At 57.8% G+C, this 15312-nt stretch carries 12 protein-coding genes; 1 reads left to right on the top strand and 11 read right to left on the bottom strand.

The genetic code is table 11. The features are described 5' to 3' along the window. Positions 1 to 246: 246 nt before the first annotated feature. Both A3730_RS15195 and A3730_RS15190 read right to left on the bottom strand, forming a co-directional pair. Complete coding sequence (locus A3730_RS15195) at positions 247 to 1227, bottom strand: nitronate monooxygenase family protein (protein ID WP_063521038.1); 981 nt, start codon at positions 1225 to 1227, stop codon at positions 247 to 249. 244 nt (positions 1228 to 1471) lie between these two features. Beyond that, positions 1472 to 2494: an AraC family transcriptional regulator gene (locus tag A3730_RS15190; RefSeq protein ID WP_063521037.1), complete on the bottom strand. Its 1023-nt coding sequence runs from the start codon at positions 2492 to 2494 to the stop codon at positions 1472 to 1474. Between the two features lie 142 nt (positions 2495 to 2636). Between A3730_RS15190 and A3730_RS15185 the strand changes: the two genes are divergently transcribed. Beyond that, complete coding sequence (locus A3730_RS15185; RefSeq protein WP_063521036.1) at positions 2637 to 3563, top strand: sterol desaturase family protein; 927 nt, start codon at positions 2637 to 2639, stop codon at positions 3561 to 3563. Between the two features lie 163 nt (positions 3564 to 3726). Here the strand turns inward: A3730_RS15185 and A3730_RS15180 are convergent, their stop codons facing one another. From A3730_RS15180 to A3730_RS15140, 9 genes are all read right to left on the bottom strand, one after another. Beyond that, the gene (locus A3730_RS15180) at positions 3727 to 4530 is read right to left on the bottom strand and encodes a VacJ family lipoprotein (RefSeq protein ID WP_063519805.1); all 804 of its coding nucleotides are present in this window, start codon (positions 4528 to 4530) and stop codon (positions 3727 to 3729) included. Positions 4531 to 4595: 65 nt separating this feature from the next. Further along, a complete protein-coding gene (locus A3730_RS15175) occupies positions 4596 to 5264 on the bottom strand; it encodes a DoxX family protein (protein WP_063519804.1) in 669 nt (222 codons plus the stop codon). 11 nt (positions 5265 to 5275) lie between these two features. Beyond that, a complete protein-coding gene (locus A3730_RS15170) occupies positions 5276 to 6046 on the bottom strand; it encodes a DUF2063 domain-containing protein (RefSeq protein ID WP_063519803.1) in 771 nt (256 codons plus the stop codon). Continuing rightward, positions 6043 to 6942, bottom strand: coding sequence for a DUF692 domain-containing protein (locus A3730_RS15165; RefSeq protein ID WP_063519802.1), 900 nt, complete (start codon positions 6940 to 6942; stop codon positions 6043 to 6045). The genes A3730_RS15170 and A3730_RS15165 overlap by 4 nt, the downstream gene beginning before the upstream one ends. Positions 6943 to 6954: 12 nt before the next feature. Beyond that, on the bottom strand, positions 6955 to 7248 hold the full coding sequence (locus A3730_RS15160; protein ID WP_063519801.1) for a hypothetical protein: 294 nt from the start codon (positions 7246 to 7248) through the stop codon (positions 6955 to 6957). A 214-nt stretch (positions 7249 to 7462) separates the two neighbouring features. Further along, on the bottom strand, positions 7463 to 8593 hold the full coding sequence (locus tag A3730_RS15155) for a beta-ketoacyl-ACP synthase III (protein WP_063538353.1): 1131 nt from the start codon (positions 8591 to 8593) through the stop codon (positions 7463 to 7465). 202 nt (positions 8594 to 8795) lie between these two features. Then, on the bottom strand, positions 8796 to 12746 hold the full coding sequence (gene hrpA / locus A3730_RS15150) for an ATP-dependent RNA helicase HrpA (protein WP_063538351.1): 3951 nt from the start codon (positions 12744 to 12746) through the stop codon (positions 8796 to 8798). 66 nt (positions 12747 to 12812) lie between these two features. Then, entirely contained in the window at positions 12813 to 14603 is a 1791-nt protein-coding gene (locus A3730_RS15145; RefSeq protein WP_063521282.1) for a M61 family metallopeptidase, read from the bottom strand. A 100-nt stretch (positions 14604 to 14703) separates the two neighbouring features. Further along, the gene (locus tag A3730_RS15140; RefSeq protein ID WP_063521281.1) at positions 14704 to 15312 is read right to left on the bottom strand and encodes a hypothetical protein; all 609 of its coding nucleotides are present in this window, start codon (positions 15310 to 15312) and stop codon (positions 14704 to 14706) included.

Genomic DNA, 15312 nt, shown 5'->3' with positions numbered 1-15312 from the left:
CCCATTCGGGGCACAGAGGGCGCGCTTTTGAAGGTGTCCCCTAACTGGGATCGAGATATGTCCATCCATCGAAAAAGTGCAACAACGAGTGCGGGCCAGCCTGAAAGACCCGAAGGGCGTGGCCTGGAGCGCCCATCTGCTGCGCCTTGCCTCTCGGAAAGGGAACCACCCTGACCATCGAGACAAGACACAACAGCTGAACGCTCCAGGCCACGCTGAGTACGCAAGGCGTTATTCAGAGGCTCCCTAGCTTTTCATGATTTCTGCCAGACGCTGATTAATAGTGCCGGTACATTCACTGATAATGTCATCGATGATTTCCGCACAGCTCGGATAACTATCGATCAGCCCCTGCACGATCCCCGACGTCCAGATACCACCATCAATTTCACCGGAGGTGAGTGCCGCCTTGCCTTTCACACCAGCCACCAGATCCACGATGTATTCAAACTTCATGTCCTGACCTTTTTCGCGTTCGATTTCGTTGACCTTGGTGGCCACCGCGTTCTTGTACACACGAGCGGTATTTTTCAAGGGGCGGAAGATCAGTGCGGTATCCAGTTCGGACGCCTCGGCAATGGCTCTCTTCATGTTTTCATGTACCGGGGCCTCTTTGGAGGCCAGGAAACGGGTACCCATGTTGATGCCATCGGCACCCAGCGCCAGACACGCCGCCATCTGCGCCCCGGTGCCGATACCGCCGGACGCCAGCATGGGAATTTTCAGTACACGGGCCGCCGCCGGCAGCAGCACCAGGTTGGGAATGTCATCTTCCCCCGGGTGGCCGGCACATTCGAAGCCATCCACGGATACCGCATCCACACCCACTTTTTCCGACTTGAGCGCATGGCGCACTGACGTGCACTTGTGCACCACCTTCACCCCGTATTCCTTGAACAGGGGCATATGCGGTTCCGGGTTACGGCCGGCGGTTTCCACCACGGTGACACCGTTTTCACAAATTACCCGGGCGTATTCCTCGTAGGGCACCGGCTTGATGGTCGGCAGAATGGTCAGGTTCACACCGAAGGGCTTGTCGGTCATTTCCTTGCAGCGTTTGATTTCCTTGTCCAGATCTTCCGGGGTCGGCTGCGTGAGGGCGGTGATGATGCCCAGACCGCCAGCGTTGGAAACTGCACTGGCAAGCTCCGCATAACCCACGTTCTGCATGCCGCCCTGAACGATCGGATACTCAATGCCCAGCAATTCGGTAATACGCGTTTTCATCGGTGTTCCTCTCTCATTGTGCCTGTCTCCACCAGCCTCTCAGCTCAGCGTCGTTTCAACGTTCCGAGGGCGTCTCGCGGAGCACGATGGCGGGAAATTAATCACGCCGCACGGCGTGCCAGCAATGACCGGAATTCTCACCGACTGGATTGGTTCGGGTAGCAACGCCGACAACCATAGCCCAACACCCGCTGAATTCGCGGCCTGCGCGTTTCGCCGATCCACGTCGGCCGAAAGCACCAAACTACACAGCATTTTCTGTTTTGTATGCCATTGCTGCCTGCTTTCTGGCCCGTGCCGGGGTGTTTCCCGTCCAGCGCCGGTAGGCGCGACTGAAAGCACTGTGCTCGGAAAAGCCCAGCAGCAAGGCAATATCCCCCAACGTCAGTGACTGGTCGGCCAGGTAGTGGCGGGCCAGTTGCTCGCGGGTGCGGTCCAGCAATTCCCGCCAGGTTAACTGCCGCTCGGTTAGGCGACGCTGCAAAGTGCGCACGGACATGTGCAGCTCCGCTGCCAGACGCGGCAGGGTCACCGCCGCTTCCGGCATCAATCGCACCATGGCCTGTTGCAGGGCCCGATCAAAACTGTCGGAATCCGGCAGCGCCAGCAGCATGGCCTGGGCCTGCCGGTCCAGCAGGCTGCGCATGCTCGGGTCGCTATGCGGCAAGGCAATGGCAAGAAAGTGGACAGGAAAGGCAACGCAGGTGTGCGCCTGAGCGAACTGGACCGGACAGCCGAAAAAGGCTTCAAACGCCGCCCGGATCGACGGCTCGGGGCCAGGGAAAGCAAAATCAACACGGGTAGGCACCGGCGGCGTATCCACCTGCCGACGCAGAAAGCTGACCAGCGCCGCGATAGCCACACTGTCCGCCAGCTCCCCGGTGGAGTCCTCCCCGGGCCAGCGCACCAGCATCTGATCACCTTGCCCCACCACCTCCACCATGTCCTGACCGTAGAACAGGGTCTCATAGCGCTGGTAGGCCAGCATGGCTTCGCCCAGGGTCCGGCAGGTGAGAATCAGATAGCCCAGCATGCCCACATGGCGGGGCTGGATCATGGCGCCGATTTCCAGCCCCGGCGCCAACCGCTCCGGGCGCAACAACACCGCCTGCTGTAGCAGATCCCGCCACAGCGGCAGCGGCACCACATCCGCTGGCGAGCGGCTGTCCAGCACCGTGCGCAATGCAGGGGCAGGCAGGTTTTCCCGGTCCAGCCAGTCGGTCAGCAACTGTACCCAGGCCCCGGTGACGCGCATGGCAGCGGCCATGGTCTCTCCTTGTGGGTGACGTTTACCCTGTTGGCCTAAATTGTCAAAAATAAGGCATGGATAGTCAATACTATCCGCCGCGCTTGTCGCACACTGCCATCTTCCACGTTTCACCGCGCTCCCACCGAGCTTCGAGGTTTCTATGGCATTAATGGACTGGTTCAACAACGTCTGGCAGAACAGCGGCCTGGTACCGCTATGGAATGCCCTGCCCGACTGGCTGGCGCTGGATGCCCGACAGCTGATCTTTGTCGTGGCCACGCCGCTTTTTATTGGCCTGTTCCTGTGGGAATACCGCAAGATTCGCCACAACAACCGGCTGGTGGATGGCCGTGAATCCTGGCTCAATTTCATGCTCGGTGCCGGCTACCAGACCACCGAGTTGCTGTTCGCCGGGCTGATCGCCTTCCCCGTGTATGCCTTTGCGTATCAGCACCGGTTGCTCGATATTGAGCTCAACGTCTTTACCGCCATCGCCCTGTGGTTTCTGGTGGATTTCTGCTACTACGGCTTCCACCGCACCTCACACCGGGTGCGCTGGTTCTGGGCCGCCCATGTGACCCACCACTCCTCCGAGCGGATGAATTTCTCCACTGCCATGCGCCAGAATGCTACCAACATCTTCAACGGCGGCTGGTTGTTCTATGTGCCACTGGCCTTTCTCGGTTACAACCCGGTATGGATCGGGGTGTGCTATGCCCTGTCGCTGGTATACCAGTATTTCATCCACACCACCCTGGTGGGCAAACTGCACCCGGCCATCGAATACATTTTCAATACGCCCAGCCATCACCGAGTGCACCACGGCCGCAACCCGGAATATATCGACCGGAACTACGCGGGGGTTTTCATCATCTGGGATCGCCTGTTCGGCACCTTCGTGGAAGAAAAAGACGACCAACCGGTGGAATACGGCATCACCCGCCCGGTGTACAGCAACAGCCTTGTGGTGAACTGGTGCCATGAATACGCAGACATGTTCCGGGCCATCCGCCAGAAAGGCCCGCTTGGGCAGCGCCTCAAACACCTGTGGAAACCACCGGAATGGGAACGAAACGATAATAGTTGAGAGTTGATAGTGGACAGTTGACAGCGGCGCGAAACAGCCACTGCCAACTTTCAAACGCAAGAGGCCGCGCCCAAACTCTGGACGCGGCCTCTTGCGCTTCAAGATAAAGAAGAAACCGTCCGCGTAGCTGTCAACTGTCCACTATCAACTGCCAACTCTCTCTTCACCAGCCATCGTCTTCGTACTCGTCATCGAGTTCCGAATCCCGCGCTTCAATCTCGGGAAAACGCAACGACGGCCGGTCACCGCTTTCAAAGCGACGGCGTTGCAGATAGGCATTACGCAGGAAGGTATAGCGGTCGCCAACGATATTGCGTTCCAGATCCAGCAAGTCAGCCCGCAAGTCGACCACATACACGGCGGTAAAACTGTGGCGGGTCAGGTCATGGGGGATATAGTGACGCAGGCGCATGTAGTCTTCCGGCAGGATAGCCGCAGCATCCCGCCCTGTGGATGGCCCAAAGAACGGCAGCATCATGAACGGGCCTTCCGGCACACCCCAGCGGGCAAACGTCAGGCCCAGGTCAGTATTGCGCTTCTCCAGATCCACCTTGCTGGCCACATCAAACAAGCCACCAATGCCTAGCGTGGTATTGACGGCAAACCGGCCCCAGTTTTGGCCCACATGCCCCCAGCGCCACTGCAGGACACTATTCAGCCCGCTGCGAAAATCACGCAGGTTTTCATAGAACCGGGTGATGGTGTCGTTCATCCACTGTGGCGTGACCTTGTCATACCCCTTGGCAACGGGCTTCAGGCCGTATTTGTCCAGCGCTTCGTTGAAAGCAAAAATCTTGCGATTGATATCTTCCCAGGGGTCTTCGTACTTGGGTTTGCCGTCCGGGGAATCAAATGCCGTGGACGCATCCCCCCAGTCCTCTTCCGCCTGAACGGCGAATGGCAGACATAACAGCAAGCTCAGCAATAGATAACGCACGGGCACCCCGGACAGTAATGGACGCCGCATTATAGCGACGCCCCGGCCCCTACGAACAGGGCCACCGGCAAACCGTTACCCAACCCGCACAGGTTTTACACATTCGATCTGCCTTGAGCCCAGCAACGACGGGCAATCCAGTAGTCCAGGCTAACGAAGCGCCCTGCCCCGGAGAAGAACAGCACCAACAGCATAATCAGGTAAGTAACGGCAAATTCGATGGCATTATTCAGCACCACGAAATTGCCTTTACCGGTAAGCCAGTCGTACTGGCCGTGCTCGCGCAGAATGGCCCGCGCCCGGCCCAGGCGCTCGCCCACTGCCTCACTGTTCTGCAAACTGTCCGCGGCCCCCGGAAACCCGACCTCGGCCAGCGGCGCGGCCATACTGGTTGCCGGGTTGCCCGGCGCGATGGCAAACCAGCCGTTTTCCCAGTGCACGGAGCCAATGGCGACCACCATGGTGAACATCAACGGGATGCTGATATAGCGGGTGAAAAGGCCCAGTAGCAGCAACACACCGCCAACCAGCTCAGTGGCCGCCGCCAGAAAGGCCAGTAAAGCAGGAAAAGGCAAGCCCAGCCCCCATTCTGTATTGCCAAACCAGGTCACCGTACTCTCAAAGCTCATGGCCTTGTTATATCCCGCACTGAACATGACCGGAGCCAGAAACAAACGAAGCGCCAGAGGCGCAAGGAAATCCGCAATACGGGTGTGATTCAACGCCGCATGACAGCGGTGAAAAAAAGACTGTAGCGTGGTCATCGTCAGGATCCTTACAGGCGACTCAGTGAGGTTCCAATAAGGATGTCCCGCTCACGCATTTGTTGCAGGATATCGCGAGAAAAAGTTTCCAGTGCTGCCACGTCCGCAAACTGCATTTCCTCGGCGAGACGCCCCACCACCGCTTTACCGCTATCCTTTGGGTGTTCGCCAATCAACTGCAACAACCTGGCCGTCGGCGCGTTGATTTCCATAAAGCGCACGCAGTCGTCCCGGTCACGGTACACCAGCAACCAGACGGGTTGCTCAAGGGCTTCCTGAGGCTGAAATTCGGTGCAGATTTTGTGGACAGGAAAGTGGTAGCTCAATATTTCATGCAGGGGGCTGAGCTCGGGAATCGCACGCAACAGATCCCCTTCCGGGTGAAAGCCGGTTTCCGGGAAAGTCTCTGTGGACGCATCCAGCACCAGTTCCATCCACTCGTAATGCGCCAGCTCCAGCATAAAAGGGGGATCGCCTGGCTCGCTGCCCTGGCCACTGGCCAGGAAGCTGACAAATTCCTGGGGTATTTCCAGAAAATAAGGCGTCTGGCTGGCGTGATGCTCAAAGAAAGTCCGGGCCAGTCGCTGCCAGCGATCACTATCCAGCAGACTGTGCAATACAGGAAAGCCCTGGCGAAGAAAGCCATTCACGTTATTGAAAAAAAGATTACGGTAGATATCCAGACGCCGCTCTTCAATACCTGCTGGTGCAGGATGGGTGTCCGGGTTGCGCAAATGCGCGGCAAATTCGCGCTGCAGGGCCTGAAAATCTGTGCCTTTCATGATTGCGCAGACTTATGTGTGTCCGGTGCCTTGAGCGCCACCCCCGGATAAAGCTGCTGGTAGTCACTTATCTTTCGGAGTTCAGCAAACAGGGTTTCGTTATCCGGAATATTGAAGTCCCGTTCCAGCAATGTCGGCAGTGAACCAAACGTCTGATAGGCATGGTCCAGTAATGCCCACACCGGGTCGATCACATCGCTGCCGTGGGTATCCACTTTCAGATCTTCCGCTTCATCAAAATGGCCTGCGATGTGCAAATAGCAAATGCGATCACCGGGCAAGGCGGAAATAAAATCGTAGGGGTCATAGCCATGATTAATACCGTTCACATAGGCATTATTCACATCCAGCAGCAGTTCGCAGTCAGCTTCCTGCAATACCGCATTCACAAAGTCGATTTCCGACATCTGTGAATCGGGCGCCGCATTCCCCAACCGAGCATAGTAGCTAACGTGTTCAATACCGATGGGTTGTTCCAGAAAGTCCTGCACCTGACGAATACGATCCGCCACGTAATGCACCGCCTCTTCGGTGAAGGGAATCGGCATTAGGTCATACAGGTGACCGTGATCGCTACAGTAGCTCAGGTGTTCTGTGTACCGGCGAATGTTGTGTTCCTTGAGGAACGACTTCACCGATTTTAATAATTCGAAGTCCAGCGGTTCTGGCCCACCCAGTGACAGACTCAGCCCGTGAGTCACAAAAGGATAGCGCTCGGTAAAGGCCCGAAACTCTTTACCCAGACGGCCGCCCATGGGAATCCAGTTCTCTGGCGCCACTTCCATAAAATCGAAAGGGATACTGTCAGGCGCGGAATCATGGGCCTGTGAAAGCGGGCCCATAAGGGCCCGCCGAAGACCCAGGCCCACTCCGGACACTGGTGTCTCAGTTTTCATGGTCAGGCGTCCTTATGCGTCACCGCCGCATTTGCCTTCACCACACTTGCCTTCGCCCTTCTTGTCTTCACCACATTTACCTTCGGCGCCTTTTTCACCACAGCTGCCTTCGCCTTTCTTGTCTTCGCCACATTTACCTTCACCACACTTGCCTTCCGCGTGGGCAGCCAGCTGATAACCGGCATTCAGATCAGAAGCAGCGAACGGGTTTTCAGCCGCCTGTGCAACCGGCGCAGAAAGAGCGGAAGCTACAACAGCTGCACCAACGGTAGCAGCCAGGGGGTTCAGTTTTGTCAGCTTAGCCATGTTAAGTCTCCATACTTACTTTATTGAGGGTGTACATTATTGAATGTCATGTCCGAAGCCGTTTTACCGGCTCAGGCACCCGCTCAAATCAAGAGCACCTGACACAGACAATATAGAGATGCGCGCGTGAGGTAAACGTTACGACTACAGGCCAAAAAAACCAAAAAAGGCCGCAGAATGCGGCCTTGTGAAGAGCAGGTGAACGCATCAGTGATTATTTGATGCGGTTCACAATAACGCTGCCAATGGAATAACCGGCACCGAAAGAGCAGATAACGCCTTTGGTGTCCACGGGCAGGTCTTCATTGTACTTGTGGAATGCGATCATGGAGCCGGCTGAACTGGTGTTGGCGTATGCATCCAGAATAACCGGGGCTTCCTCACGGGTCGCAGGGCGCCCGAGCACCCGTTTGGAAATCAGTTCATTCATGCTCAGGTTGGCCTGGTGCAGCCACATGCGACTGACAGACTCCACCGGCACCTGGGTATCGGCCAGGTGCGAGCTGATCTGTTCAGCCACCATGGGGCAAACTTCCTTGAACACCTTGCGCCCCTCCTGACGAAACAGCTTGTCACGGGCGCCCACGCCACGCTCATCAGCCCGATTCAGGAAGCCAAAGTTATTACGGATGTTGTTGGAAAACTTGGTTTGCAGGCGCGTACCCAGAATTTCCCATTGATTGCCAGATGTTGCATCTTCCTTGCGTTCCAGAATCACGGCAGTCGCCACGTCGCCGAAAATGAAGTGGCAATCACGGTCTTCCCAGGCCAGGTGTGCCGAGCAGATTTCCGGGTTCACCATCAGTACCCGGCGGGCGCTGCCATTGCGAATCGCATCCACGCCGGCCTGGATACCGAAAGTGGCACTGGAACAGGCCACGTTCATGTCGTAACCCCAGCCGTGGTCCATACCCAGGGCCGCTTGCACTTCCACGGCCATGGCCGGGTAGGCACGCTGCATATTGGAACAAGCAACCAGTACGGCATCCAGGTCATTGGCTGTCAGGCCGGCATGATCCAGTGCCTGTTTGGCCGCCTTTACGGCGATCTCCGCCTGGATCGACACCTCATCATCGGTGCGTTCATCAATGCGGGGAGCGAGGCGGTCAGGATCCAGAATCCCGGTCTTATCAATCACATAACGCTGCTTGATACCTGACGCTTTTTCAATAAAAGCACTGTTGGACGGCCCCAGGGCTTCCAGCTCGCCGGCCTCGATGGCTTGTGCGTTGCGGGCGTTATAACGCTCCACGTATTCATTGAATGATTCCACCAGTTCATCGTTGGTGATGGTCTGGTCCGGGGTCCACAGGCCGGTACCACTGATTACAACCGAATAGCTCACAAGCGAGTCCTCGCACTAATGCAGGGCCAGCCGCCCTGCTACAGCAAATTAGATAATGGGTCGATTATCCGGATTCAACGGGCCCGGCGCAAAGGCACCAGGGCCCATTTGTTGGTTATTACGGTCGTTCAAAGGCCTGTTTGCGTCTTTCACTGTAGGTTGCGGCGCAGCAGGCCAGCATGTTCACCGTACATCGCCCTTATCAGCACAACTCCCACTGTTTATTCAGTCGTTTCGCCGACACAGGCAATTTGGTGCCCAGTTGCTGGGCAAACAGGCTCACCCGGTATTCCTGCAGCATCCAGAAAAACCGCTGCAAGGGCTCGGGTTGCTTCCATAACGGCGCCCCTGCAGCGCGGGTTTCATGCTGTTTGCTGTACGCCTCCAGCTCCGCACTGAGAGTGCGATCCTTGCCGATCTGACCGCCAAGCTTATCCAGGCGGTGGTCGATGGCCCCCAATAACCGCGGGTATTCCTGTAACCAGGCCCAGGGCACCTGTAACAGCACGTCATCGGGAAATAATTGTCCAAGCTGCTGCTTCAGGTCGCGGTGGGCATGGGCCCAGGCCAGCGGGAAGTTCTTTTCCAGCGCCCCCATCAACTGCCGGTAGTGCGCGAACAGCGTCCCCAGCGTGGCCAATTGCTGCTGTGCCCAGGGCACAAAATCGCCACGGTGGGCATTGAGTCGGTCCCGAAACGCCGCCTCGTTACGCACCGGCTCATCCAGACGGAAATGTTCGGCCAATAACCGCAGCAAGGCGTGATCCAGCGCATTACGGGCCATGGCGCCTTTCTCGCTTTTCAGTTTCTGGAAACCCGCCATTTGCGAGGCCTGCTTGCGCAGATCCCGTAGCTGCACCGACAGTTTGAAGCTCAACAAGCGGGCCGTGCCCCATCGGTGTGCCCAGGCGGCCTCGACGTCATCGTCCCGATACTGCAGCTCTACCTCGCTGCCAACATCCACCAGGGCCGGAAAACGACGTACGGTCATGCCTCCCAAATCCTGATCCTCGGTTTCCGGCAGCTCACCAAACAGCCACTCCTGACCACGCAATGCCGGCGCGGCTTCGACAGGTTTGGGCAAGTCCCGGGTGACGCCAGCGAGCCGGTCTTTTACATCATCCAGGCTGCGCCCCTGGGCGTGGACCTTGCGTTTGCCGTCGACGCGATCCACCACCTGAATAAACATGCGCAGATGGTCCGGCAAGGTGGCCGCCTGCCACTCCTCCAGCTCGATACGAAGGCCGGTCATGCGCTGCAGTTCTCGGGTCATGGCCGGCAGCAACGGCTCATCCGGCGTCAGGGTTTCCATCAGGGCGCTGACATAATCCGGCACCGGAACAAAATGGCGGCGGCGGGCCTTGGGCAAGGCCCGAATCAACGCTTCCAGCTTTTCACGGAGCAAACCGGGCACCAGCCAGTCCAGTCGCGCCTCGGACACCTGGTTCAGCACGGCCAGCGGCACGATCAGGGTGACCCCGTCACGCTCCCCGGTAGGATCGAAGCTGTATTCCAGCGGAAGGCGAAGGCCATCAAGTTTAAGCTGATCGGGAAACTGGTCATTGCCCAGATTCGGGCTTCGCGAAAGCAAAAAACTCTCATCCATGAGCAACGCATTTTTTTGTTCCTCACTGGCGTGTTTGCTGTACCAGTTCATCAGCCCGGCGACAGTGTGAAGGTCACCGGGCAGGCGTGCGTCGTAGAAAGCCACCCGCGCTTCTTCATCCACCAAAATGTCCCGACGGCGCAGTTTGTGCTCCATCTCTTCCAGTGCTTCAAAGCGCTTGCGATTGGTTTTCACAAACGGCGGCTCCCGGGTCAGCTGCCCCATGACCAGGCCTTCACGGATCATCAACTCACGGGCTTCTTGCGGGTGAATGGGTCCATAGTTAACCGGCCTGCCGCTGGCCAGAATCAGGCCGAACAGATTGACCTGTTCCTTTGCCATGGCGCAGCCGCGCTTTTTCGACCAATGCGGCTCGAAATATTGTCGCTTGAGCAGGTGCCCTGCCGCCTGTTCGATCCACAACGGATCGGTTTTTGCCACGGTCCGGGCGAACAACCGGCTGGTCTCCACCTGCTCTGCCGCCATCAACCAGCGCGCCTTGGTCTTTGACAGTGACGACCCCGGCCATACCAGGGGCTTGCGGTTTCGCGTCGACAACCATTCGCCCTCTTCCGTGCGTTGCATGACATTAGCCAACAACCCGGTAAGCAACGCCTGATGCAGCGGCGCGTAGAGCGGGGACGGAGGAGCGTTATCGCCGTTTTTGCTCTTTGCCTTATCAGGTTCTCTTAACGGCAATCCGGATTCCACTGGCGCGTTCAGCTCCCACCCCTGCTCTTTACTCAGCAATAATAGTTGACGATGAGTGTCGCGCCATTCGCGCATTCGCGTGGGAGACAGGAAGGTTTTCTTGAGCAGCTTCTCATACTGGTTGCGGCTCAGGGCTTCGCGTTGGGAATCCGCCCACTGCCACAGCTTCACAAAAAACAGGAAATCCGATTCCTTGTCGGTGAAAGGCTGGTGGGCCTGATCCGCCTGCTGTTGTTTATCATGGGGGCGTTCCCGAGGATCCTGGGCGGCCAGTGCGGACACCACGATCAAGGCCTCGCGCAACACTTTCTTTTCCGCCGCCGCGACCAGCATTCGGCCCAGAGTGGGGTCCAGCGGGAAACGTGCCAGCTGCCGCCCCAGTGCGGTCAGCGTCTGTTTTTCTGTCAACGCGCCCAGCTCATCCAGCAACCGGTAACCATCGCGGATCAGCCGGCCATCCGGCGGTTCGATAAAGGGGAAATCTTCGACCTTGCCCAGGCGCAGGTCTGCCATCTGCAGAATCACTGCCCCCAGATTGGTGCGCTGGATTTCCGGGTCGGTGAACGCCGGCCGATTGAGAAAATCGTCTTCGTCAAACAGGCGGAAACAGATACCCGGCATTACGCGGCCGCTACGCCCGGCCCGCTGATTGGCACTGGCCTGGCTCACCGGCTCCACCGGCAGGCGCTGTACCTTGGAATGCACGCTATAACGGCTGATACGCGCGGTGCCGGCATCAATCACATAGCGAATGCCGGGCACCGTGAGTGAGGTCTCTGCCACGTTGGTACTGAGTACCACGCGGCGCCCCCGGTGGGCAGAAAAAATACGATGCTGCTCGGCCTGGCTGAGACGCGCATACAGCGGCAGAATTTCTGTGTCGCGCAGGCTGGAACCCTGTGTCGCACAGCGTTTCAGATGGTGGTGCACATCGCGAATATCCCGTTCACCGGCCAGAAACACCAGCACATCGCGCGCCATGGGCAGGCCATCGCGACGTTCATCACGCTGAATTTCCAGCAGGATATCTTCCACCTGCCGGGACAGCTCCTGCCCGTCTGCGGGTGGCCGGTAACGCATCTCCACCGGGAAAGTACGCCCGGACACTTCCAGCACCGGGGCGCCACCGAAATGTTCGGCAAACCGTTGGTGATCGATGGTGGCCGAGGTGATGATCACTTTCAGATCTGGCCGGCGTGGTAACAGCTGCTTGAGATAGCCAAGCAGAAAATCGATGTTCAGGCTGCGCTCGTGGGCCTCATCAATAATCAGGGTATCGTATTGATTAAGGAACCGGTCCTGCTGAATTTCGTTTAGCAGCATGCCATCGGTGAGCACCTTGATCAGCGAATGTTCACTGACCTGCTCGGAGAACCGCACCTTGAACCCCACGGCGCTTCCCAGTGGGCTATGCAGCTCTTCCGCTACCCGGGTTGCCACCGCTCTGGCCGCCAATCGCCGTGGCTGGGTGTGGCCGATGGTGCCTTCAATGCCCCGTCCCAGCTCCAGGCAGATTTTGGGTAACTGGGTGGTTTTACCGGAGCCGGTTTCCCCCGCAATGACCACCACCTGGTGGTCGCTGATCGCCTGCTTGATATCCTCCCGGCTGGCCACCACCGGAAGATCCGGCCACTCCAGCGCCGGCACGGCTGCCAGGCGTTTATCCCGGTTGGCCATGGAGGCGGCCATGGCCTCGGCGACTTTATCTACAGCTTTAGGGTTACGTTTCCCGGCCGGCGTTCGTGCCAGGCCATCAACCCGTTTCTTCAGACGAAAACGGTCAGCCCGACGTACTTTGTCGAGCTGCTGGTATAGCGGTTTCAGGGTATCGGTCATTTAATTGCCATTGGGCAGGAGTGCTTTTCAAGTCACTCCTGCGGATAACAAACGGATTTCGTGCCGCTATTTTGCGTGCAGCCACGCACGGCCTTTTTCTGTCAGCCCACCTTTGGCGATAGTCAGGAATGCAGTGCTGGCTTCGGTGGCTTCCACCTTGACCTTGAACCGCATCAACTCATCACGCCGGAAAGCATGAATCTCCATGACCTCGCCGGGCAGGAAACCCGACAGCAGATTATCAATATTGCCGGTGGTGGCCTGCAGGCCATCCACGGCGATAATCACATCACCAGCGGATAGCCCCGCCGCCATGGCGGCCCCTTGCTCAAACGCCACCGCGATTTTCGCCCCCATGGTATCCGGCACCAACCTGGCGCCCAGATGGGGAATGCCATCCTTGCCTGCTTTGCCGCCGTTATCCCCGTGGCCGGCAGCACTACGCCAGTGCAATTCCACCCCACGTTCTGCCAACAATTCAGCCAGCGGCAAATCCTCTGTGCTGTACAGGGCCTGGTTGAAAAAATCGCTCATATCGCAACCGGCGATTTCTTCTGCCAGCGGCTGAATACCCTGCTCCGGCACGCCCTCACCGGTCTGCCCGTAGCGCTGCCACAGCACTCGCATCAGGTCATCCAGAGTCTTTGCCTCACCGGTCAGGTTACGCAGTGTCAAATCCAGCGCCAGCGCCACCAGTGAGCCCTTGGTGTAGTAGCTGACAATGGCATTAGGCGCATTTTCATCCTGTTTGTAGAAGCGGGTCCAGGCATCAAAGCTGGATTCCGTCACCGTTTGTTTATGGCGACCCTGCCCCCGGTACACCCGCGTGAGCGTTTGCCCAAGCAGCTCCAGGTAACTCTGCGGCGCAATCAGCCCTGTGCGGGTGAGGGAGAGATCGTCGTAATAACTGGTGATCCCTTCAAACGCCCACAGCAATTCGGTATGCACTTCCTGTGACAGATCAAAAGGGGTGAACGCAGCGGGCTTGATGCGCTTCACGTTCCAGGTATGAAAATACTCATGGCTGCACAGCCCCAGATAGGAACGATAGCCGTCGTGAACCTTGCCAGGCTCATCGCTGCGCCGAGGCAAATCATCGCGGGGGCACATCAGGCTGGTGGAATTACGGTGCTCCAGTCCGCCATAACCATTGCCGGTGACCAGCGTCATGAAAACATAGCGATCCATGGGCGCCGGCTCGCCAAACATGCGGATATGGTGTTCACAAATCGGTTTCAGATCCCGACAGAGTCGCGCCATATCGGCTTTATGACGCCCAGCCAACACCACCCAGTGCGGCACACCACAGGCTTCGAACTGGGCATACTCAAACGGCCCCATTTCCACCGGGTGGTCGATCAGATCATCGTAGTTGTCCGCCAGGAACATACCGAAACCCAACTCCGAGCCGGACTCACGTGCCAGGCCGGTCGCCACTTGCCAGCCGTTATAGGCATGCCCTTGCGGGGGCTCTATGGCAACGTGACAGGGTTGATCTTCATGGCCCATGGCGGCCAGGAACACGCAGCTGCCGTTAAAATAACCGTGGGTGGTGTCCAGGTGCGCGCCACGCACGGACAAATCCCAGGCATAAACGTGATAGTGCAGTTGTACCGGGCCATCACAGGGGGGCACCTGCCAGGTTTGCTTGTCCCGTTTGGCCACAGGCAAGGTTTCACCATGGCTACTGGCTTCCACATGCACAATATGGCGCGCGAAATCGCGAATCATATAACTGCCAGGAATCCAGGCGGGCAAGCTGAACGCCTGCCCCTCCGGGGTCGGGTCCGCCACCGTCAGGGTTACTTCAAACAGGTGCGCCTCGGGGCGCAGCGGGCGAATCCGGTATTCGATCATGGTGACTCCTGAAAGGTGTGTCGCGTTCATTCAATCGGGATTTAGCATCACAAACAAAACCGGGAGCCCAAGGCTCCCGGTAAACGGCGCAGGCCAGAGATTAAATCATGTCATCCTTGGCCATACGGTCCACAACAGCATCGGCCACACCGCTGGTCCCTGCCTGCAGGTCACTGGGGTTTACCGTGGTGGATTTGGCTCTCCATAGTAGCCCTTCCGGCTGAAGCCGGTACAGATTGGACTCCAGGAAGTACTTCTTGTCATTGCTGAAATAACCAGGCTCGTAGGTAGCATTTTGGCGCACGTAATAGGTCTGGCCCATGGCACCGGACACCGCGATATCCGGGGCAAAATTGGTGCCACCCTGGGTGTAGTGCATTTCTTCCTTGATATCGATAACACTGATTACCAGTGCCGCTTCGTAACCTTTCGAGGCGATATCGGCAGCCATTTGTTTGCGGGTTTTCCCTTCACTGTACTGGTCACCCAATACCGGGGCGGATGCTGTTGCTTCCACGCCCTGCGCTTTCAAAGCCGCCACAACATTGGATTCCAGCGAATCGCGGGCCTGGGTGTCATTGACCACCGCCACCACTAGCACTTTGTTGACATGCTCACCGGCCTGGTGATCCTTGGCGCGGGCGGAACTGCTGACCATGGTGTTATGGGCCGTACAGGCAGTCGCCAGCAGGGCTACCACGAAAACCAT

This window comes from Alcanivorax sp. HI0044 (assembly GCF_001634945.1).
The sequence above is the reverse complement of the archived record's forward strand: the minus strand, read 5'-3'. Positions and strand labels throughout refer to the sequence as shown.